Origin of the sequence: Catenovulum sp. 2E275, assembly GCF_025515275.1 — a bacterium.
In the GTDB taxonomy this organism is placed as follows: domain Bacteria; phylum Pseudomonadota; class Gammaproteobacteria; order Enterobacterales; family Alteromonadaceae; genus Catenovulum.
This window is the reverse complement of the sequence record NZ_JAOPFU010000023.1, coordinates 1-20,212: the sequence shown is the minus strand read 5'-3', so window position 1 is coordinate 20,212 and position 20,212 is coordinate 1. Positions and strand designations below refer to the sequence as shown.

The following is a 20,212-nucleotide window of genomic DNA, read 5'->3' as shown; positions in this document are numbered from 1 at the left end:
GCGGTATATTTATGGCTGTTGTGACATGTCAAAATGCATATCCGAATTAGCAACAATATAAGTAAATAAGCTATACACAGCGACATTTTGCTGAAGTGCTTCAAGTTCAATTTTATCAAAAGTATCGTTTGCTGAATGCAAATATTTAAAATAATCCTGACTATTTTGCACCCAATTAAAGATAGGTACTTTATATTTTAACAAATGTTTACTGTTAGTACTGGCACTACTATTATTATGACCGCGATTTATTTCAAGATCTGAAACTAGTGTATGGATATAATCTACTTTGGATAATTGGTTTTGGCTGACCGAGGTATCCAGCGTTTCAATAAAACCTGCACCTAAATCAGATTCACTGGCCACAATAATATTGGTTAACTGAGCCTGATTATGTTTGATATAAGTTTGAATACCGGATTGATTAAACTGACTATTGGTTACAAATAAAACCCGAATACTCCGTTTAGGTCGGCTGGGTAACTGAGCCAGTTGGTGCATGGTAGAAAGCATAATTCCCACACCGGCAGCATTGTCTAAAGCCCCTGTGCCTAAATCCCATGAATCTGTATGGGCAATTAACAATACAAATTCATTCGGCGATTCTGTTCCAATAATATCACCGACCAAGTTATAACTGTCTTGCCACTGAGTTTCTGTATTATCTAATTTTAAAGAGATATTAACGGGCAAATTCTTGGTAAATAATCGGTCTAATAACTCTGCATCTACTGGAGAAACCGCTGCTGCCGGAATTTTTCTGACATCATGTTGATATAAAACTGAACCGGTATGCGCAATACGAGAGTTTAATGTGGTTAAAGAACGAATTACAATAGCCTGTGCACCAAGTTGAGCTGCAACAACCGCGCCTTGCTGGCGGGCTTGGGCGTTTTCAATATAATCACCCGGTTGGCTGTCTGTTTTAAGTGCTTTGGCGATATAAACGATTTTACCTTTTACATTTTCGGCTTTTGCTGAGCGTAACTCTTCAATTGAGTTAAAACGAACTAATTCGGCGTTGATCCCCGCCGCTGGGGTTGGCACTGAGCCCCCAAGAGAAACTGTAACTAATTTATGCTGATAAGGTGTATTTACGGTAATTGAAGCTGAGTGACGACGCCAGTTTCTGACCGGAACCGCTTGTCGGTGAATATTTTTTAACCCTATTTCTTGCATTTTGGACTCAAGCCAATCTATGCTTTTTAACTCTGCTTGGCTACCTGCTTGTCTGGCACCAAACTCGGTTGTGAGTGCTTCTGCAACATAATATGCATAATCATCGGCCAGTGCAGTTTGTTTTAATTTTTCCAGTTGCTGGTGATTGAATAAATGGTTTATTCCCGAATTATTTGCTAATGAAAAAAAAGAGAAAAGGCTGAGATAAAAAAAAGAAAGTAACTTTAACCTGATTGACATAGACAAAAATATAAAAAGAAAAGACAAATTAGCCTGATATTAGAGCAGGTTAAAATTCTTATTGCTAGTTTTTATTTTTATTTGATGCATAATTGTACAGGTTGGTTTTAATTGTAAATTCTATTTTTTTTGTTAGTACGATTAAGGAAGAAATAAAAACGAGTATGGTTAATTGGAGTTCAAAATAGATGTCACTAAATATTGCTTGGCTGACGCCTTGGTTTTTTGCCACGGCAGGTATGGCTGCCTTAGCAGGATTAGTATTTTTTGCACTACTATTTACAGGTCCAAAAAAGCAGCAGTTAGGTGCTTTGTTGTTCATGTGTTGTATTGTTGCAAGTTTTCAAGGTATTGCAGGGCTTCAGCATTTAGAGTTCTCACTTCAATCTACCATTTTGTATGAAAAAATACTCCTATCAATCGGAATTTGCTTTCCGGTTGCTTTATTTTTATTTATTACGAGTTATTTAAAACCAAAATATTTTCAGCAGTGGGTAATTGGATTTATTGTCACAACTTTGGTTTTGAATATTCTGAATTGGATGCTTCCGTACGGAATTGTCTTTAGGGAAATAACTCATGTTACAACACTTCAACTCTCTCAAGAAACCTTAGCTCTCCATGCAGGAACAATGCATAAATGGGGGTATATTTGGTTTATCTATTTGATGTTCATATTTGGCTTTTGCGGAGTTTGGTGCATTAAAATCTACCGTAAGGTAGATCAGATGGTCGGAAGCTTTTTATTAATTTATTTGATTATCCAGTTTGCTACTATCCTAGTTAATCGATTAACTAGAGAAACTGATGAAGCTGGAATTATTACCTCTGGGTTTGGATTTATAGCTTTACTGGTTTTAATGAGTATTTCTATAGTTTCTGAATTTAATAAATCAAATAAGGCTTTATATGCTAAGACTAGCTCATTAAGCCGAGAGATTAAAAAAAGAGTTGAAGCAGAATATAAACAAAGCAAACTTACTCAAATAGTAGAGCAGGATCCTATAGCGACCATAATCATTTCTTTACAGGGATATGTGATTAATATGAATCATGCTGCGCAGAGGTTTTGGGGGGAAGATTTATCTAACAAGAATATTCATTTTTTAAACGAAGTTAAAAAATTATGTGCAGCAAATCATCAATTATTTGAGTTTTCATCCCGAGATATCAGTTTACCAGTCTTAAAAATCACACCAGTATTTAAACAAACCTTTACAAAAATCAGCTGTAAAAATTGGATCAAAATTCATATATTTCCTATTTTAGATAATTCTGGGAATTTAACTGAATATTGTATTAGAGCTAAAGATGTATCCAAGGAAAGGTTTGTTAACCAGACAATCAAACAAATTGCCCAAGGGGTCGGTGTGCAAGGCAATATGGATACGTTGCAGCAGCTTGTTCTTAGTTTAAATCAGATATTTAACTCTAAATATGCCTTTATTGGATTGTTTAATGACCGGTTAGATCAGGTAGAAACCGTTGCTTTTGCTGATTTGGACAAAATTAGTAAAAACTTTTCATATTATCTAGCTGGTTCACCATGTGAACAGGTAGTTGGCAATCAGGTTTGCAGTTACCCAGATAAAGTATGTCAAAGATTTCCTGATGATGAGTTGCTAACCCAAATGAATATTGAAGGTTATGTCGGGGCTTCTATGTTTGATGAAAAGAATTCACCTATAGGAGTTATTGGTGTTTTAGACACTAAAGCTTTGGAGGTTAACTCACATGTTTTAGAGGTCTTACAGATTTTTGCTGCTAGGGCATCGGTAGAAATTAAAAAGAATATTGCTGAAGCTGAAATTAGAAAAATGGCTTATCAGGATTATTTAACTAATTTGCCTAATCGGGCTCGTCTATTAACAGAATTAACCAGACTTGTTGAATTTGCTGATATTGAACATCAGCATGCATTATTATTGATTGATTTGGATAACTTTAAATTTGTGAACGACTCTTTGGGTAATGATGTAGCAGATGAAGTATTAAGAGCCACAGGGGAGCGATTGTTACAATTTTCACCACAGGAAATAATCGCTCGTTATGGTGGTGACGAGTTTATTGTTGTAACCCAAGCAAATAACACAGTATCTGAATATGTATCTAGGTTGGCAGAACAAATTTTATCGAGTTTATGTAAACCTATTCAAATAGGGGAGCGTATTGTTAATATCCAAGCTAGTATAGGAATTTGTATCTTTCCCAAACATGCAATGAATCGTTTAGATATTCTACGTTATGCAGAAACAGCTCTGATGCAAGCTAAACAGGCGGGAAGAAATCAATATCGATTATTTAGCCCTCAAATTCAACAAAAAATTGATGAAAGAATGGAGATTGAAGCAGAGCTTAGCTACGCGATTGAACGTGGAGAGTTACGCTTGTATTTTCAACCTCAAGTAGATGAAAAAGGGCAATGCTACGGTGCAGAAGTGCTATTACGTTGGCATAATGCTAAATTAGGATTTGTTTCTCCCGGCGTATTTATTCCTATAGCTGAAGAAACTGGTTTAATTCACCAAATTGGTGATTGGGTATTGGCTAGAGCTATTGATCTGCTACATCTATGGCGTCAGCGTTTTCCTGACTTTCAGTTATCAGTGAATGTATCTGCGTGGCAATTCGCTGATATTGAATTTATTAATAAAATTCGAGTTATTTTATCTAAATATGAAGTGATGCCTAATCAACTTACTTTAGAGTTAACCGAAACCAGTTTATTGCAAAATTTAGAAGAGGCTAAACTCAAATTAACCGAGTTAAGATTGCTTGGGTTTAAAATCGCATTAGATGATTTTGGCACAGGTTATTCGTCATTGTCGTATTTACGAGATTTACCATTAGATGAGCTGAAAATAGATAAAGCATTTGTTGATGAAATTGATGGAAAATCTCAGCAACCGTTAATTGAATCTATGGTGGCAATTGCTAAGCATATGCATTTACATGTCATAGCTGAAGGAGTTGAAACAGAGTTACAAAAACAAGTTTTACTTGATATCGGATGTAAACATTACCAAGGGTATTTATTTGCCAAGCCTATGGATGCTGGTGCTTTAATGACTTGGTTAAATGGCTAAGTTCATGAAATATGCAAAATGTAAGCATAAAAAAACCAGATTCATCGCTGAATCTGGTTTTTTGTATTTGAATCTAAACTACGTATAAACGTAATTTTTGCTCTTTATAAAGCTTTAATCTGAGCAGATAAACGGCTCTTATGACGTGCAGCTTTATTTTTGTGGATTAAACCACGAGATGCAAAACGATCTAAAATTGGTTGTACAGTTTGGAAAGCAGTAGTTGCTTTCTCTTTGTCACCAGCTTCAATAGCGGCAACAACTTTCTTTAAGTACGTACGCATCATTGAGCGACGGCTTGCATTATGCTGGCGACTTTTCTCGGCTTGAACCGCGCGCTTTTTAGCAGACTTGATGTTAGCCAAAACTAAACTCCTAAATACTCGAAAATTCGGGATTACCCTTATCAAAGGCGCGAGAATATGCCTGTAAATTCATTAAAAGTCAATCGGTTTTCGGATAAAAAATGCACTTTACCGAGTTTTACAAGATTAACTGCTAAATTTTGGCTTTCTCGCGAACATATCTGTCACTCGTATCTTATTCTTGACCAATTACTATTTTAATATTGGCTCAAAAAGGTATACTCGCTGGCCGCAGATTCTACCGTTTTTCTGCCAGTTTCGAAAGTCTATAAATCATTTTTTTAAGATAGTCTTTAGGTCAAATTGACTGAATTTTTTGCAATAAGGAAATAAGTGTGTCGAAGAGTTTATTACGGTCTGGCATGTTATTTAGTGTAATGACCTTTATTTCGCGGGTATTAGGATTAGTGCGCGATGTGGTGATTGCTAATTTATTGGGCGCTAGTGCTGCTGCCGATGTCTTTATTTTGACTAATAAAATCCCCAACTTTTTACGTCGCTTATTTGCTGAAGGTGCATTTGCTCAAGCATTTGTACCGGTTTTAACTGAATATAAAGAAAACAAAAGTGTTGATGAAACCCATTTATTAATTGCCCGAGTTTCAGGCACTTTAGGCTGTATTTTATTGATCACCACTTTGATTGGGGTAATTGCCTCTCCGGTTGTGATTATGTTGTTTGGCACAGGTTGGTTTATCGACTGGCTACAGGGAAATCCTGAAGGCGTAAAATATGAACTGGCGAGTGTGATGCTTAAAATCACCTTTCCGTATTTGTTTTTTGTGGCTTTAACTGCGTTTTCCGGCGCAGTTTTAAACACGTGGGGCAAGTTTGGGGTGGCTGCTTTTACGCCGGTTTTACTCAATATAGCAATGATTATTGCGGCGATCTTTTTTGCAGACCAATTTATTGAACCCGCTTTTGCTTTAGCTTGGGGGGTATTTTTTGGTGGTATTTTACAGCTTTTATTTCAATTGCCTTTTTTAAAACAGGCAGGATTAATTCGCTGGCCTAAATGGGGGTGGAATGATCCCGGTGTTAAAAAAATCAGATTGTTAATGTTACCGGCTTTGTTTGGGGTATCTGTCAGTCAGATTAATTTATTATTTGATACTGTATTAGCGAGTTTTTTACAGAGTGGCTCAATCAGTTGGTTATATTATTCTGACAGATTATTAGAGTTTCCACTTGGATTGTTTGGCATTGCCATTGCCACTGTGATTTTACCTCAGCTTTCTAAAGATCATGTTAAATCGACAGAAGGTGGATTTGAGCAAACTATGGATTGGGGAATTCGTATGGTTTGTTTATTAGGTATTCCATCTGCACTTGGGTTAATGGCGCTAGCTGAACCTATGCTGATGGCGTTATTTATGCGCGGTGAATTTACGGCAATGGATGCCGCTCAAAGTAAATTAAGCTTGATGGCTTATTCATCCGGTTTATTATTTTTTATGTTGATTAAGGTGCTGGCAACCGGATTTTTTGCCCGTCAGGATACCAAAACACCGGTTAAAATTGGGATTAGAGCTATGTTAGCAAATATGGTGTTTAATTTAATTTTGATTTTTCCGCTAGCACATGCCGGGCTAGCACTGGCAACCAGTTTATCTGCGTTATTTAATGCCGCGTTTTTGTATGTGTATTTAAAACGCGAAGGGGTTTATTGTATTAGCCCGACAACATTTAAATTTGTTATGAAAGTATGTTTGGCCGGGTTGGCAATGTTGGCTTTATTAATTTTGGCACAGCCAAGCTCTGTAGAGTGGGCGCAAATGACATTGGAATTAAAAATTGGGTATTTAACGGGTTTGATTGCAGCAGGTGGGGTGTGTTACTTACTTGGCTTATTTATCTTGCGGGTTAAACTGAGTGATATCCGTTCAGCATAAGTTTTACAGGCTTGAATTAAGACGTATTTACTTGGCCTAATGCTCGCATTTGGGTGTTATTTGGGTATATAATCGCCCGCGTTTTTTGTTATTGACGGTTGAGCATGGAGTTAATCCGAGGTATTCACAATATAAAACCAAAACATCAGGGTTGCGTATTAACCATAGGTAATTTTGATGGTGTTCATTTAGGGCACTTATCTGTTTTGGCTCAAGTTAAACAGCGTTCGGCAGAGTTGTCTCTTCCTTCATTGGTGATGACATTTGACCCTCAGCCTGTTGAAGTGTTATTACCTCATTTGGCTCCAGCAAGATTAATTCGCTGGCGCGAAAAATATCAACTGTTGAGTGCACAGGCGATAGATCGCCTGTTATGTATTCGGTTTAATCAAAAAGTGTCCCAACTGAGCGCAACTGATTTTGTCAGTGAATTACTGGTTAAAAAGTTAGGCGTTAAACACATAGTGGTTGGGGATGATTTTAGATTTGGTTGTAAGCGCAGTGGTGATTTTGCGCTTTTACAAACCCTAGGTAAAAGTTTTGGTTTTACCGTTGAGGATACTCAAAGTTGTCAAATTGCCGGACAAAGAGTGAGCAGTACAGCTATTCGTCAGGCGATTGCCGATAATGATTTTGGGTTGGCTCAGCAGTTATTAGGTCGACCTTACAGCGTTTGGGGCACTGTGATTCATGGTCAGAAAAAAGGCCGGACAATCGGGTTTCCGACAGCTAATATTTTATTAAACCGTAAAGTATCGCCTGTTCAAGGGGTATTTGTGGTAACGGTTAAGGTTGATGGTCGCTCGTATCAGGCAGTGGCTAATGTGGGTTACAGACCAACGGTTTCAGGTAAACAAAATCAACTGGAAGTTCATCTTTTTGATTATCAGGGTGACTTGTATCAAAAACGAATTGAAGTGGTATTTTGTAAAAAGTTAAGAGATGAAAAAAAGTTTGAATCTTTTCAGGCTTTAAAGCACCAAATAGAATTAGATGCACAAGCAGCAAAACAGTTTTTTGTTGTTTGAATGTGTTATTGACAAGTTAGATTTGATTAGCAGGAATACAGCAAGGCAATGAGTGAATATAAACATACGCTAAATCTTCCGGAAACTGAATTTCCAATGCGTGGCGATCTTGCCAAACGTGAACCTAAAATGCTGGAAAGCTGGCAAAAAGCGGGTTTATACCAAGCAGTTCGTAAAGCCCGTGAAAACAATGAGCAATTTATTTTGCATGATGGCCCTCCGTATGCCAACGGCGACATTCATTTAGGTCACGCAGTTAACAAAGTGCTAAAAGATATTATTATCAAATCTAAAACATTGTCAGGTTTTGATGCGCCTTATGTTCCGGGTTGGGATTGCCATGGTTTACCAATTGAACTGCAGGTTGAGAAAAAAGTAGGCAAGCCAGGCCATAAGGTCAGTGCTGCTGAATTTCGTGAAAAATGCCGCGCCTATGCCAGCAAACAGGTTGAAGGTCAGAAAGCTGACTTTATCCGTTTAGGTGTGATGGGTGAGTGGGATAAGCCTTATTTAACAATGGATTATCAGTTTGAAGCGAATATTATCCGCTCACTGGGTAAAATTGTTAAAAATGGCCATTTAGAAAAAGGCTTTAAGCCGGTTCATTGGTGTACAGATTGTGGCTCAGCTTTAGCAGAAGCAGAAGTTGAATATAAAGATAAACAATCACCAGCAATAGATGTGCGTTTCACTTTGGTCGATGAGTCAATTGCAGATAAATTTGACCACCCTGAAGGTAAAGCTGGTACAGGCCCTATTTCAACCGTTATTTGGACAACCACGCCGTGGACATTACCGGCAAACCGTGCGGTTGCGATTCATCCAAATGTGGAATATAGCTTAGTTCAGGTTGAAAATGGTGATAAAAGTGAACGTTTAATTTTAGCATCAGAGCTCGTTAAATCGGCGATGGACCGTTTTGGTTTTGAGCATTACCATTTACTTGGTTGTTGTAAAGGCAGTGAGTTAGAGCATGCCCAAGCTCAACATCCGTTTTATGATTTTACTGTTCCGGTTATTTTAGGTGAGCATGTTACAACAGAGTCTGGTACGGGTTGTGTACATACTGCACCGGGCCATGGTCAAGATGACTTTGTCGTTGGCAAACAATACGATTTAGAAGTCGCGAATCCGGTTGGCGCAAATGGGGTTTATTTAGAAGGCACCCCATTATTTGCTGGTCAGCATGTTATGAAAGCAAATCCGGTTATTGTAGGGCTTTTAAAAGAACAAGGTGCGTTGGTTCATCACCATGCTTATGAGCATAGTTATCCGCATTGCTGGCGCCATAAAACCCCAATCATTTTCCGAGCGACTCCGCAATGGTTTATCGCAATGGATAAAGCAGGGTTAAGAGCCGACTCTTTAGCTGCCATTAAACAAACTAAATTTATCCCAGCATGGGGTGAAGGCCGTATCTCTAACATGGTTGAAGGTCGTCCAGACTGGTGTATTTCTCGTCAGCGTACTTGGGGTGTGCCAATTGCTTTGTTAATTGATAAAGATACTGGCGAGTTGCACCCTAATTCAGTTGAAATTATTGAAAAAGTGGCTGCAGCGGTTGAAGAAAAAGGCATTCAAGCTTGGTTTGATATGACAGCCGAAGAGCTAGTTGGCGCGGATGCTGAGCGATACATTAAAGTACCAGATACTTTAGATGTGTGGTTTGACTCTGGTGTGACTCATGCTTGTGTGGTTGATGCACGTGATACCTTCCGCAAAAAGCAGGCTGATTTATACCTTGAAGGTTCTGATCAGCACAGAGGCTGGTTTATGTCGTCATTAATGACAGGCATCGCAATGAAAGAACAAGCGCCTTATCAACAAGTTTTAACTCATGGTTTTACGGTTGATAAAGACGGCAAAAAAATGTCTAAGTCGTTAGGTAATACCATTAGCCCGCAACAGATTATGGGTAAATTTGGTGCTGACATTTTACGCTTGTGGATAGCATCGGCTAACTATACTGCGGATATCACAGTATCGGATGAAATTTTTAAGCGTTCGGCAGATGCTTATCGCCGTATTCGCAATACCGCTCGCTTTTTATTGGCTAACTTAAATGGCTTTAATCCTCAAACCGATATGGTTGCGTTGGATGAAATGGTTAAGTTAGACCGCTGGGCAGTTGCAAAAGCTTATGAAGTCCAGCAAGAAATTATTGGCGCTTACGATGAATATCAAATATTAGTAGTTGTGCAAAAACTAATGCATTTCTGCTCAATTGATATGGGTAGTTTTTATCTGGATGTAATTAAAGACAGACAATACACAGCAAAAGCTGACAGTAATGCTCGTCGCTCATGTCAAACCGCTTTATATTTAATTGCTCAGGCATTAACCCGTTGGATGGCTCCAATTTTAAGTTTTACTGCGCAGGAAATCTGGCAGGCGCTACCGGGTGAAAAAGACAATGAATTTGTATTTACCCAAACTTGGTTTGAGCAGTTAGCACCGTTATCTGAAGGTTCTGAATTTAACGATGATTTATGGCGTCAGTTAATGTCGGTTAAAGATGAAGTAAACCGTTTAATTGAAGTTGCACGCCGTGAAGAGGTGGTTGGTGCGTCTTTAGAAGCCGAAGTAACTTTATATGCTGAACCACAGTTAGCACAAAAACTGATGTTGTTAGAGGATGAATTAAGATTTGCTTTAATTACCTCTAAAGCAGTTGTTGCGCCATTAGCGGATGCACCAGCTGACAGTGCTGAAACTGAATTAGCTGGCTTAAAAATTAAAATTAGCCGTGCTGGTGGTGCTAAATGTGACCGCTGCTGGCATCATAGAGACGATGTAGGTCAGCATCAAAACCATGAAACCATTTGTGGGCGTTGTGTGACCAATATTGATGGGGCTGGTGAAGTTCGCCAGTTTGCCTAATGAAGAAGTTATTTAAAGAAACTGGGCTGGCTTATATCTGGCTTGCACTTTTGGTATTAATTATTGATCAGGCAACCAAAATTGCAGTTATCCAGCACTTTGCTTTATATGATAGTAAAGTGATTACGGACTTTTTTAATTTAACTTATGTGCGTAATCATGGTGCCGCTTTTAGCTTTTTAGCTGACAGTGGTGGCTGGCAACGGTGGTTTTTTACTGCGATTGCTATTATTGCCGTGGTGCTGATTTCATATTGGTTAAGTAAAACGGATAAAAGTAAAGTGGTGTTAGTCACTGGATTTAACTGTATTTTAGGTGGTGCGATTGGCAATTTGTATGATCGCATTGCGTATGGTTATGTTATTGATTTTTTAGACTTTACTATTCCTTTATATGGCAGATGGCCAGCTTTTAATGTTGCTGATATGGGCATTATGATTGGCGCCGCACTGATTTTAATCGACTCTTTACTTAATTCAGATAAATCGGAAAAAAGTAAATCATAATGAGTAATTTAATTAATTCAGGCAGTGAAGTTGTTATGCATTTTGCTATTCGTTTAGAAGATGGCTCTGCTGCTGAGAGTACAAAAGTACATAATAAGCCGGCTAAATTTGTAATGGGCGATGGCTCGTTAACTGAAAATTTTGAGTCTTGTTTATTAGGTTTAAAAGCAGGTGATAATAAAACTTTTAAGCTAAAACCAGAAGATGCTTTTGGGCTGCCGAATCCAGATAATATTTATCATTTAGACAAAAATAAATTTTCAGCAGATGTACCTGCTAGTGTGGGTGAGATCATTGCTTTTACCCAACCAGACGGGCAAGAGATTGCAGGTATTGTGCGTGACGTTGCGGGCAACTCGGTAACGGTTGATTTTAATCACCCATTAGCTGGTTTGAATCTTGAATTTGAGGTTGAGATAATCTCAGTTAATTAATTTTTACAGGTGGAATATGCAAATTCAGCTTGCCAATCCCAGAGGTTTTTGTGCCGGTGTTGATCGTGCTATCAGCATAGTTGAACGAGCACTTGAGCTGTTTGAAAAGCCTATTTATGTTCGTCATGAAGTGGTGCATAACAAATATGTTGTAGATGGTTTGCGTCAGCGCGGCGCAGTATTTGTTGATGAATTAGATGAGATCCCTGACGACAGCATAGTTATTTTTAGTGCACATGGCGTATCTCAAGCAGTCCGACAGCAAGCCAAAGCACGTGGGCTTAAAATTTTTGATGCAACCTGTCCACTTGTGACTAAAGTACACATGGAAGTCACCAGGGCTAGCCGTAAAGGCGTTGAGTGCATTTTAATTGGTCATCATGGGCACCCAGAAGTAGAAGGCACTATGGGGCAGTATTCTAACCCTGAAGGTGGAATTTATTTGGTTGAATCAGCCGATGATGTTGCTAAGTTAACCGTTAAAGATGAAGATAACCTATATTATTGCTCACAAACGACATTATCCGTTGATGATACTGCGGATGTAATTGATGCGCTGCGAGCCAAGTTTCCGAACATTGGTGGACCACGCAAAGATGATATTTGTTATGCAACTCAAAACCGACAAGATGCTGTTCGTGAATTAGCAGCTAAAAATGATGTTGTATTTGTGGTTGGCGCTAAAAATAGTTCAAATTCGAATCGTTTGCGCGAATTAGCAGAAAAAGTAGGTTGTACCGCTTATTTAATTGATACCGCAGAAGATATTCAAGCAGTTTGGCTTGAACAGGCAAACTCAGTGGGAGTTACTGCTGGTGCTTCAGCTCCTGAGGTTTTAGTTAAGCAAGTGATTGCTAAGCTAAAAGAATTAGGCGGCGTAGCAGTACAGGAAAATCCGGGCATTGAAGAAAACGTTGTGTTTTCTTTACCTTTAGAGCTTAGATAAATCAATTAAGCTTGTTTCTTTTCTGAGCGATTTTTTGCAGTCTCTCATTCTTCACTTATACTGATTTAATTGGAGAATTTTGAGAGGCTGTAATGAGCTCATATTTATCAAAAGAATATTCATTTCTTTGTTATCACTCATTTGATTTTAAATACAATTTTTTATTATTTAATTTCAGCCTTCTTTTATTCATTTAATGACTTTTATAGTTGATTCCGGCTTTTAATCGCTCATTTAGCGTTTGGGTTATTTAATTAATATGGTTGGTTTAAATGATTTATCAGGGCAAACACTCTTATCATTCAGCAGTTTATTTTAATTTTGTAAAAGGGTTTTCGCTGGTCGAGCTATTGGTGGCTATGGCCGTGATGGCAATAGGTATTGCTGGAGCAATTGCAACCCAAGCGACTGCTAAACGCGATAGTGTCGATGCAGGGCAAAGATCGAGCGCTATGATTATCGCCCATGATATGTTGGAAAGAATTCGCCTTAACCCCACGCAAGTCGTGAATTATCAAGGGACTCAATATGGCACTGCTGATTTTACAATAACCACTCCAGTTGCATGTGATAATTCATCGACTTGTACCTCGGCTGAACTGGCTGGCTACGATAAACAACAGTGGCATTTATTATTAAGTAAAGGACAAATTAATCACAGCGAAGTATATAAAACCCCGGTTTTATTAAAACCAACTGGGTGTGTTGAGTATAACAACGGGCTGGTTACTGTAGTCGTTAGTTGGTTGTCACGTGATAGCACCGAAGATGCTGCTAATCTGAACTCGGCTTTTGCTCAGGGCTGTGGACAAGCCAGTAATCAACGGCGTCAGGTTGTTTATACAAGCTATCTATAATGAGTGATTACAAATGAAATTAAAACAAATACAAGGTTTTTCACTAACTGAGTTAATGATAGTAATGGCAATTAGCCTACTTGTATTTAGTGGTGTCATTGGATTATTCATTGCCTCAGACGATACTTTGGATGATGCGCTACAAAGAGGTGAAATGCAGGAAAATGGGCGGCTGGCACTGTCATTTATTGCGCAGGATATCATGATGAGTGGCTATTGGGGGCGTTATAGTGGCAAGCCTATCCATTTAATTAGTGGGGCTGAATCTGGCTCAGTCAGGTTAGATCAGGTCGATGGTAATACGCTGGCTGTATCTGGTACAGATTGCATTGGTGAAGGGGAAAATAACGGTACTTTTTTTATTGAAGATAGCGATTTTTATTTTCGCCATTTATGGGGAATGAAGGTGCAATCCAGCTCTATTTATGCGGGATGTATTACAGATGCTAAAACGGGTTCTGACAGTATCCAGATTAAACGTGCAATTGGACAAGAAGTGGTTGCTGGAAGCGAGGATAGCAGGCGGATTTATTTTATTTCTAATGCAAATCAGGGCATTTTTTACGCAGGTTCAGATCCAACTCCTGCATTAGCTGAAGGGCTTATTTGTGAATATCAGCATCATTTATATTATGTTACCGAAGAGTCTCGCGGTGATATCTTAGTTCCAGTATTAAAGCGTAAATATTTGTATAAGGCGGATGATGCATTAACGCATCAGGCGAGAATGCGAGTTGCGAGTTTAGTAGAAGGGGTTGAACACCTAGGTTTTTTGTATGGAGTTGATACAGATTTAGACGGTGCCGTTAATTTTTATGAATCGGCTGCTAATTTGACCAGAGCACATTGGGAGCAAGATGGTGGTCAAATTGTTGCTGTCAGAGTCGCTATTTTGATTAGAGCATTACAGCCAAGTGCAGGCGTAAATAATACAAATCAATACGATTTAGGCAGTTATCAAGTTGAAGTTAATGACAATTATCGACGTTTGTTATTTACCCAGACAGTCAAGATTTTAAATAGCGGAGAGAAGGTATGGCGCAGTTAAACTCAACTAAACATAACCAAACTGGTGCTGCTTTAGTTGTTGCAATCGTCTTAATGGCTTTATTAACTAGCTTGGCCGTCACTTTAATGTATAACAGCTCGCTGGATACCAAAATGTCGAATGCCGCGGTATTAAAAAAAACATCGACTAATATGGCTTTGGGCGGAGTAAATGAATTTATTAATAAAGCACAGAATTCAGATGTTGCATTTGGTGGGCGTAACCCTCTTTCACTCAATAATGATATTGATTCTGTCGCATTAACCGGAACTGACTTAACGGCATCAGCGCAATCTAATGTTGCAGACTCTACTAACTGTCCTCATTTTAAACGAGCTCAGGCAAGTGACTCTTATATTCGCTGCAACCGGTTTGAGATTAAAGTTGAACATAAATATGGTCAAAATAAACAAGCTAAAACCGAAATTGTGACCTCCGTCGCCAGCCAAATTCCCGGAGATAGTTAACATGAAGCTAAACTTCCGAATCGTCAATTATGCCTTGTTATTATTAAGTTTAGTTAGTGGCTTAACGTACGCTGAAGATATTGAGTTATATGTGCGAAGCATTTCAGACAGGGTTGGAAGTGCGCCACAGGTGCTGATTATTTTTGATAACTCAGGCAGTATGGCAAGCAGTGAAACCATAAAAGCCAGCTATGATCCAACCCAAATTTATCCGGGACATTATACCAATGGTGCTAATGACCGAGCTGTATTTTTTTCAGTAGGCGCCACTGGACTAGAGCAAGTGCCAGAGCCGGATGATGAGCGCAGATTTAATGAGTTAATTAACGCTTGTAATCAATCTTTTATTCCGCTTTATGGGTTATGGCGACATAACATAACAGGCAATCAATTAACGGGGTTGCAAATTGAACAATCAGGCTTGAGTTACGATGACTATGAGTTAATTGAGGGTGGACAAGGATTTTATTCTGACCGGGTAGCTGAATACTATTCCAGTGGCCGAAACCGACAAACTTGGCAGAGTTTAAGGTTAAACAATGGGATGAATGCTACCGATATCATGGATTGCCTAGGAGATATATTAGAAGTAGATCAAAATAACCCCGGTGAGTTTGGCGCTCAAAATGGCAGTGGTACAAGTGTAGGTAATGGCTTGCCTGTTAATGGATATTCAGTAGGAAGTGGCTCTGCTCGCGAAAATAAAACGCATTATTTGGTTGCTGATCCAGCCAATATTGAAGCAGATGAAAGCTATCAGGGCATAAAAGCTAATTTTGCTGATGTTGCTATGGTGACTTTGTATACCGGCAATTATCTGAACTGGCTGACAGCGAATACTGAGGATGTTGGCAGTGAAACTAAAAGCCGGTTAGAAATTGCAAAACAAGCCATTTCGTCAGTGATTAATGCAACCTCTAATGTTGATTTTGGTTTGGCTTTGTTTAATTACAACTACCGATATGAAGGTAGTAATGATGGTGGGCGAATTGTATCGGCGATTCAGCCAAGAGACTCGTCTCAAACCAATATATTACTTAATACAATTGACGAAATTCAGGCTGAAACTAATACCCCGTTATGTGAAACCTTATATGAAGCTTACCGATATTTTGCCGGGCGTTCAGTTAAATATGGTAATGAAAATGGGACTGGATCACCAAGAACCGTTATCCGGCCTTTAAAAGATACATCAGCAGAAAATAGCGGACAGTATATTTCACCTTTTAGTAATAATTGTCGTAACGAAAGTTATGTGATTTTAATTACTGACGGTGCACCCACTGTCGATGACAATGCGAATGATGCGATCAGAGGTTTGCCAAGAGCCAATACCAGATTGAGAGTTAATGGCAGCTATTTACCTGTTTTGTCACACTGGATGTTAAATAACGATGTTAACTCAAATCTTGACGGTAACCAGCATGTGGTTACCTATACTATAGGTTTTGGTACAGGTGCTGTAGATGCAGAACCTATCCTCAGAGTAGCCGCAGAGCAAGGTGGTGGTGCTTATTATGCTGCGACAGATCCTAATGAGCTCGCAGCTTCGTTGCAAAAGGCATTAATTAGTATAATTGAGGAAAGTGCATCTTTTACTTCACCTTCTGTCGCTTCTAATAACTTTGATCAAACCCGAAGCTTAAACAGTGTTTATTACTCGATGTTTTACCCTGAAAGTGGGCCACGTTGGCCGGGGAACTTAAAAAAATTAAAAGTTGAAGCCAATGCAATTATAGATGCCAATGGCCAATTTGCAATTGATACTAACGGCAACATTACCAGTTCTACATTTACATTTTGGGGAGCAACAGAGCAGTGTGCTAACGGAGAACTCAATTGTGCGGATGGAAATGATGTGAATAAAGGCGGGGTTGCTGAGTACCTTGCAAGCCAATCCGCCAGCAGCAGAACTATTTATACCAATACTGCTCCCGGAGGGAATTTATCCGATTTTACGGACGATAATTTATCTTCTCAGGTCGATAATTTGGCTGAAATATTAGGGGTTAGTAATGATGCTGAACAAGCGGATTTAATTAATTGGGCTAGGGGAGACGATGTATTTAATGAAGATAATAATAGTGCAACAACAACCCGCTCCGATGTATTTGGTGATCCGCTGCACTCTAAACCTTTAGTTTTAAATTATGGTGGTGCATCTGAAGCTGAGCAAGATTTACGGATTGTTGTTGGCACCAATGCAGGTTTTTTGCACATGTTTAATGATCAAGGCGCTAGCATAGTTGAAGATTGGGCTTTTATTCCAAAATCGTTATTTCCAAATTTAAATTTATTAAAAAATAATCAAAGTGGCAGTGCTAAAGTGTATGGCATGGATTCATCTGCTGTTGCCTATATTAAAGACAGCAACGGCCAAATTAGTAGCGCGGATGGTGATAAAGTTTGGTTATTTAGCGGTATGCGACGCGGTGGCAACGAATATTTTGCGTTCGATGTATCGCAGCCAAATGCGCCGAGTATGATGTGGACTATTCAGGGTGAAAGTTCAGAGTTTCCAACATTAGGGCAAACTTGGTCTCAACCTAACGTTTCGTTTATAAAATTAGCGGGTCATACCGCGGGTAATCCTGTACTTATTTTCGGCGGCGGATATGTCAATGATAGTGATTCGAGCGGGACAACTTTAGTTGGCAGAGGGCTATATATTATAGATGCTCAAACCGGTAATCGTTTATGGAGTTTTACCCCCAGTTCAACTTTATCTAGAAATACTTATGTGGATATTCAAGATGCAATGCCTGCCAAAATAGCAACACTTGATTCAGATTTTGATGGGTATGTTGATCGCTTGTATGCCAGCGATTTAGGCGGAAATGTATGGCGGATGGACTTATATAGTTCAGACCCAAGCAATTGGACAAGTTACAAATTAGCTTCAGTTTCAGCGAGTGCCGCAGCAGATAAACGTAAATTTTTTAATGAGCCAACCATTGTTCGTACATTTTTTAAAGAAAAAAAATTAGTTAGTCTTGAAGGCGAAGAATCGAGTTCCGTTGTGGTTTCTAAAGAAATTCCCTATGAAGGCATTTTATTGGGGAGCGGAAACCGAGCTTGGCCAAATAATACTCAAATCAATGATAAATTATATTTAATCCAAGATCGTAATGTACTGACTCAATCATTTTCAACCGCCCCCGCGTGGAGCGGAATCAGTGAAGATGACTTGTATGATATGACAGATGATCCTTTTACCAATGCCAGCACTCAAGCTGAAGTAAATGATCTGATTTTAAACGGTTTATCACAAAAAAAAGGTTGGTTTATTAACTTAACCAGAAGCGGAGAAAAGTCATTATCTTCAGCCAGAGTGATTGGGGGCGTGGCTTATTTTACATCTTATACACCGCCAGCATCGGCCATCTTATCTAATACGTGTGAAATTAAAGCCGGAACAGGCCGCTTATATGCAATGGATTTAACTTATGGGACGCAGATATATAGTTGGCGTGAAAAAGATATTGGTAACCGTATTCCTGATACGCCAGTTACGTATGCTGGGGAAAATGAAGCCGGTGAAAGTTTGTTGTCTTTTATTGGAGTTGGTGAAGGAGAAGACGGCACCGGTGTGATTAAAGCAAAAGGGTCGTCAGGTGAGCCAAGTATTAATTGTGAGGATGAAAATTGTAATTTAGATTTTGGTTTAAAAACTTATATGTTGTACCAAAGGGTTACCGAGCAAGAATGAAAAAATTATTAAATGGGTTTAGTTTAATTGAGTTAATGGTGACAGTCGCGATTATTGGTATTTTAGTTATAGTGGCGATCCCCAGTTATCAGACTTATTACGCTCAAAGTTACCGTAGTGATGCAATGCGGGAACTGGTTAGAATGATTAACCGGCAAGAAAGTTATTTTGCCGATCAATTTACCTATACAAGTGATATGCGCAAGTTGGGTTTAAATGCTGATCCATACGTTATTGAAAATGGGTTATATTCGATAGATGTCGTGGCAGATGAAGATACCGATTTAACACTGGGTTATTTGTTACAAGCGACGGCAAATGCGCAACAGACAGATAATGATCCTAATTGCAAAACTATGAGCATTAATCATTTAGGGCAAAAGTTTGCAACTGATAAAACAGGCAACGATTCAACCCAAGACTGTTGGTATTAGGTTAAGTTATATAAAAGATAGTTTTTATGCTTGTTTAGTTAGCGTAATAAAGCCTAATAAGGCGCAATTAAAGGAGAAATAATGTGAAATTGATTCACTGGTTAATTGCCTCTATCTGTTTAAGCTGGTCAATTCAGCCATCTTGGGCAGACGAGTACAAATGTTATGTAGAGCTGGCTAATCAGCAAAATAAAATTGTATTACTTAAAGTAAAACCAAACAGTACAGTTGAGCAAGCTAAACAAACTATGCTTAATCAAGGTATTTTTGCGCCAGATGGAAAACAAAAGCTAATGGTTAGCAAAATAGCGGAGTGTGTTTTGTTTAACCGTCAGTTTCAATCAGATCAGGCTCGACAATTAGACAACAATACACCTTTTTAACTGCGGCAACTAATATGATCATTGTTTCCGGCAAGTTCATCTTTACCGTCATTATCTATATCCTGAGATACTCTAAACCGGCCACTTAAACTAATAATAATAGCTCTGGAATAAGCTTCATCATCTTCAATTGCAGGGCAAAATTTAAAAGTACCACTAATGCTATTGAGCCTGCCGTCAAAATCGTACCGAATATTATCGTGACCATTAAAGTCAATTAAGTCGTTGGCGTTTTGGTAATCTCTGAGCAGTAACAATTGATCATCATTGGGTTGATACACATTGTCTCGGTTTCGGTCTAAAAACACACTGTAACCTAACCCCCATTCACCGTCACAAATATTGCTGCTACTTAAATGGCATAACACAACCTGAGTTTCATACTGAATGGCATGATTACGGGCCAGTAATAAATCTTTAGATAGATTATAAATTTGATTATTGATACGGTTTTGAATTAATGCACCGTGTAAACTGGGAATGCCAAAAGTTAAAGTAACAATAATAAGCGCAGAAGCAATAATCAGTTCTAATAAACTAAAACCCTGCATACGGCAAACACGGCACATAAAGAATAACAATTTAAAATGGGTAATAAAGAGTATGGGTGAAAGCAGAAAAATTACCAGTAAGGTAGAGTAATAACCAAGAGAGGAAATAATAAAATGGCATCCCGTAGGGGATTCGAACCCCTGTTACCGCCGTGAAAGGGCGGTGTCCTAGGCCTCTAGACGAACGGGACACATAGGAACTAACCG

The 20,212-nt window shown here is 38.7% G+C and carries 16 protein-coding genes and 1 tRNA gene; 13 read left to right on the top strand and 4 right to left on the bottom strand.

All coding sequences use genetic code 11. The annotated features are described in order from the left end of the window. Positions 1-9: 9 nt before the first annotated feature. A complete protein-coding gene (locus tag N7931_RS11705; RefSeq protein WP_262794269.1) occupies positions 10-1,419 on the bottom strand; it encodes a M28 family peptidase in 1,410 nt (469 codons plus the stop codon). A 188-nt stretch (positions 1,420-1,607) separates the two neighbouring features. Between N7931_RS11705 and N7931_RS11700 the strand changes: the two genes are divergently transcribed. After that, the gene (locus N7931_RS11700) at positions 1,608-4,505 is read left to right on the top strand and encodes an EAL domain-containing protein (protein WP_262794267.1); all 2,898 of its coding nucleotides are present in this window, start codon (positions 1,608-1,610) and stop codon (positions 4,503-4,505) included. 104 nt (positions 4,506-4,609) lie between these two features. On the opposite strand, the gene rpsT is transcribed toward N7931_RS11700, so the two are convergent. Next, positions 4,610-4,870: a 30S ribosomal protein S20 gene (rpsT, locus tag N7931_RS11695; RefSeq protein ID WP_262794265.1), complete on the bottom strand. Its 261-nt coding sequence runs from the start codon at positions 4,868-4,870 to the stop codon at positions 4,610-4,612. A 335-nt stretch (positions 4,871-5,205) separates the two neighbouring features. On the opposite strand from rpsT, the gene murJ reads away from it, so the two are divergent. From murJ to N7931_RS11630, 12 genes are all read left to right on the top strand, one after another. After that, on the top strand, positions 5,206-6,762 hold the full coding sequence (gene murJ / locus N7931_RS11690; protein WP_262794262.1) for a murein biosynthesis integral membrane protein MurJ: 1,557 nt from the start codon (positions 5,206-5,208) through the stop codon (positions 6,760-6,762). Positions 6,763-6,866: 104 nt separating this feature from the next. Beyond that, on the top strand, positions 6,867-7,790 hold the full coding sequence (gene ribF / locus N7931_RS11685) for a bifunctional riboflavin kinase/FAD synthetase (protein ID WP_262794260.1): 924 nt from the start codon (positions 6,867-6,869) through the stop codon (positions 7,788-7,790). 48 nt (positions 7,791-7,838) lie between these two features. Further along, positions 7,839-10,670 (top strand): isoleucine--tRNA ligase, encoded by a 2,832-nt coding sequence (ileS, locus tag N7931_RS11680; protein WP_262794258.1) that lies wholly within the window; start codon positions 7,839-7,841, stop codon positions 10,668-10,670. Continuing rightward, positions 10,670-11,176: a signal peptidase II gene (lspA, locus tag N7931_RS11675; RefSeq protein WP_262794257.1), complete on the top strand. Its 507-nt coding sequence runs from the start codon at positions 10,670-10,672 to the stop codon at positions 11,174-11,176. Before ileS ends, lspA begins: the two co-directional genes overlap by 1 nt. Then, complete coding sequence (gene fkpB, locus N7931_RS11670; RefSeq protein WP_262794255.1) at positions 11,176-11,610, top strand: FKBP-type peptidyl-prolyl cis-trans isomerase; 435 nt, start codon at positions 11,176-11,178, stop codon at positions 11,608-11,610. Before lspA ends, fkpB begins: the two co-directional genes overlap by 1 nt. Before the next feature lie 16 nt (positions 11,611-11,626). Then, complete coding sequence (gene ispH, locus N7931_RS11665) at positions 11,627-12,556, top strand: 4-hydroxy-3-methylbut-2-enyl diphosphate reductase (protein WP_262794253.1); 930 nt, start codon at positions 11,627-11,629, stop codon at positions 12,554-12,556. Between the two features lie 272 nt (positions 12,557-12,828). Beyond that, the gene (pilV, locus tag N7931_RS11660) at positions 12,829-13,413 is read left to right on the top strand and encodes a type IV pilus modification protein PilV (RefSeq protein ID WP_262794251.1); all 585 of its coding nucleotides are present in this window, start codon (positions 12,829-12,831) and stop codon (positions 13,411-13,413) included. A 13-nt stretch (positions 13,414-13,426) separates the two neighbouring features. Continuing rightward, a complete protein-coding gene (locus N7931_RS11655) occupies positions 13,427-14,461 on the top strand; it encodes a PilW family protein (RefSeq protein WP_262794250.1) in 1,035 nt (344 codons plus the stop codon). Further along, on the top strand, positions 14,449-14,928 hold the full coding sequence (locus N7931_RS11650) for a pilus assembly PilX N-terminal domain-containing protein (RefSeq protein ID WP_262794248.1): 480 nt from the start codon (positions 14,449-14,451) through the stop codon (positions 14,926-14,928). The genes N7931_RS11655 and N7931_RS11650 overlap by 13 nt, the downstream gene beginning before the upstream one ends. 1 nt (position 14,929) lies before the next feature. Further along, the gene (locus tag N7931_RS11645) at positions 14,930-18,637 is read left to right on the top strand and encodes a pilus assembly protein (RefSeq protein ID WP_262794246.1); all 3,708 of its coding nucleotides are present in this window, start codon (positions 14,930-14,932) and stop codon (positions 18,635-18,637) included. Then, on the top strand, positions 18,634-19,071 hold the full coding sequence (locus tag N7931_RS11635; RefSeq protein ID WP_316250580.1) for a type IV pilin protein: 438 nt from the start codon (positions 18,634-18,636) through the stop codon (positions 19,069-19,071). The genes N7931_RS11645 and N7931_RS11635 overlap by 4 nt, the downstream gene beginning before the upstream one ends. A gap of 83 nt (positions 19,072-19,154) precedes the next feature. Further along, entirely contained in the window at positions 19,155-19,454 is a 300-nt protein-coding gene (locus tag N7931_RS11630; protein ID WP_262794244.1) for a TapY2 family type IVa secretion system protein, read from the top strand. On the opposite strand, the gene N7931_RS11625 is transcribed toward N7931_RS11630, so the two are convergent. Beyond that, positions 19,451-20,023 carry a GspH/FimT family pseudopilin gene (locus tag N7931_RS11625; RefSeq protein WP_262794242.1) on the bottom strand — a complete coding sequence of 191 codons (573 nt, stop codon included), beginning with the start codon at positions 20,021-20,023 and terminating at the stop codon, positions 19,451-19,453. The genes N7931_RS11630 and N7931_RS11625 overlap by 4 nt on opposite strands. 97 nt (positions 20,024-20,120) lie before the next feature. Next, positions 20,121-20,196: transfer RNA gene (locus N7931_RS11620), tRNA-Glu, on the bottom strand. Between the last annotated feature and the right edge of the window lie 16 nt (positions 20,197-20,212).

What these genes read in the sequence shown, in the direction of transcription:
- lspA (WP_262794257.1), top strand. Translation starts at nt 10,670, where the DNA reads ATGAAGAAGTTATTTAAAGAAACTGGGCTGGCTTATATCTGGCTTGCA.
- N7931_RS11705 (WP_262794269.1), bottom strand. Translation starts at nt 1,419, where the DNA reads ATGTCAATCAGGTTAAAGTTACTTTCTTTTTTTTATCTCAGCCTTTTC.
- N7931_RS11655 (WP_262794250.1), top strand. Translation starts at nt 13,427, where the DNA reads ATGAAATTAAAACAAATACAAGGTTTTTCACTAACTGAGTTAATGATA.
- fkpB (WP_262794255.1), top strand. Translation starts at nt 11,176, where the DNA reads ATGAGTAATTTAATTAATTCAGGCAGTGAAGTTGTTATGCATTTTGCT.
- N7931_RS11625 (WP_262794242.1), bottom strand. Translation starts at nt 20,023, where the DNA reads ATGTGCCGTGTTTGCCGTATGCAGGGTTTTAGTTTATTAGAACTGATT.
- ribF (WP_262794260.1), top strand. Translation starts at nt 6,867, where the DNA reads ATGGAGTTAATCCGAGGTATTCACAATATAAAACCAAAACATCAGGGT.
- N7931_RS11700 (WP_262794267.1), top strand. Translation starts at nt 1,608, where the DNA reads ATGTCACTAAATATTGCTTGGCTGACGCCTTGGTTTTTTGCCACGGCA.
- pilV (WP_262794251.1), top strand. Translation starts at nt 12,829, where the DNA reads ATGATTTATCAGGGCAAACACTCTTATCATTCAGCAGTTTATTTTAAT.
- N7931_RS11635 (WP_316250580.1), top strand. Translation starts at nt 18,634, where the DNA reads ATGAAAAAATTATTAAATGGGTTTAGTTTAATTGAGTTAATGGTGACA.
- N7931_RS11645 (WP_262794246.1), top strand. Translation starts at nt 14,930, where the DNA reads ATGAAGCTAAACTTCCGAATCGTCAATTATGCCTTGTTATTATTAAGT.
- ispH (WP_262794253.1), top strand. Translation starts at nt 11,627, where the DNA reads ATGCAAATTCAGCTTGCCAATCCCAGAGGTTTTTGTGCCGGTGTTGAT.
- N7931_RS11650 (WP_262794248.1), top strand. Translation starts at nt 14,449, where the DNA reads ATGGCGCAGTTAAACTCAACTAAACATAACCAAACTGGTGCTGCTTTA.
- ileS (WP_262794258.1), top strand. Translation starts at nt 7,839, where the DNA reads ATGAGTGAATATAAACATACGCTAAATCTTCCGGAAACTGAATTTCCA.